The 1393-nt window shown below is 38.5% G+C and carries 2 protein-coding genes; both read right to left on the reverse strand.

Features of this window, described 5'->3' with window-relative positions; genetic code table 11:
• Positions 1-35: 35 nt before the first annotated feature.
• Positions 36-767, reverse strand: coding sequence for a DUF4355 domain-containing protein (locus BB045_RS08555; RefSeq protein WP_071728189.1), 732 nt, complete (start codon positions 765-767; stop codon positions 36-38).
• Between the two features lie 72 nt (positions 768-839).
• Positions 840-1393 (reverse strand): phage head morphogenesis protein (locus BB045_RS08560; protein ID WP_075140679.1); only part of this gene is annotated, 554 nt, incomplete at its 5' end.

Here is a 1393-nt window from a genome sequence, read left to right on the forward strand (position 1 = left end):
GTACTATTCAGATCACTTAACTTTCCTAGTGCGTACTACTTACCCCAATTGCGCATATCCTTCTGAATTTGTGCCCAGTTCGCATTAATTTCAGCTTGGCTCATTGAATTTACTTGTTCTCTCGTAAATCCCCCTCCAGTTCCGCCACTAACATGGATTTCTCGGCCAGCAGCTTTAAACTTTTCAGCCACTTTTACTTCCAATGCAGTAGAGAATAAATCATTAAACTTTGACACCCTAACCTTTGTATCTTCTACATCTGAACCAATAACAAAATCTACAAATTTAAGATCCAATCCAACCGCTGATAAACCATCTGATGCAACACTCTGCATTTCTTTCTGATGAAGTACTCTTTCTCGCTCTTCTAGTTGTTCCTGAAGTTGCTTCATCTCATATTCAGCTTTCTCTTGTGCAGTCATAGAAGCGGTTTTATAGTTCTCTAATTCCTTTTTTGTTGCATTCAGTTCTTTCGAATATTTAGAGCGCACTCTATCTTCCGCTGATTGTACCATCTTCTCAATAAATGTTTTTGTTGCATCATCTAATTTCGGTTCTTTTTGTTCACCAACTGGCGGTTCTTTTTGCTCTTCAACTAGTGAATCTTTTATATCATCCGCAGGTGATGTTTGTTCATTCTGTAGTGTCTCATCTGCAGGTATTGCAGGATCAGAAAAGAATTGCAGATTTGATAAACGAAACGGTAACTTTGTTAGTTCTCTTTCTTTTAAAAACTGTACTTCCGCTTGCTTTTGTAATTGTTTCATTATTATTCCTCCTCTGAGTTCCTATGAATACACCCTATTTAGTTCGTATTTTATAAGCCCTCGTGTGTTTTATTATTCAAGAGAGTCTTTCCATTCCTCGTAACTAACTGCGCTAATCACCTCATTCTTACCTGTAGTTGGGTTTCTGGCCCTTCTCTCAATGAATGAGCTAACATCCGCTACCTCAGTAATGAAAGTACAGCGGCATCGTACAACTTCTTTAGCAGGTAAATTACTATCATGTGGATATTCGCAACTATAACCACCGACTTTAAATAATCCTTTAAACGGTACTTTTTGATGATCTGCTGCTTGGTGAGTAGGACGCGTACGTTTATCTAATGTAGAAATCCAAATCTTCTTCATTGATACACCTTCATCAAAAGCGTGAGAAGCACTGTCATAAGTACCTAAGTTTTGCACCCTAGCACTTTCTGTCCAAGCAACCATTTGGGCTTTCTTCGCATCACCATCAAGTATCGGCTTAATCCGATTTGCCATTGTTGCATATCCTTCGCCTTTTCTAAGACTGATAGATAACTCTCTGCGTATTCGGTTAACTATCTGTACTCGATGTGTACTTAACCTTTGATTGAGTGTCATTTTATCGATTGGCATTTGTACCG

The sequence above is a fragment of the Staphylococcus sp. MB377 genome (assembly GCF_001922505.1).
Taxonomy (GTDB): Bacteria; Bacillota; Bacilli; order Staphylococcales; family Staphylococcaceae; genus Staphylococcus; species Staphylococcus haemolyticus.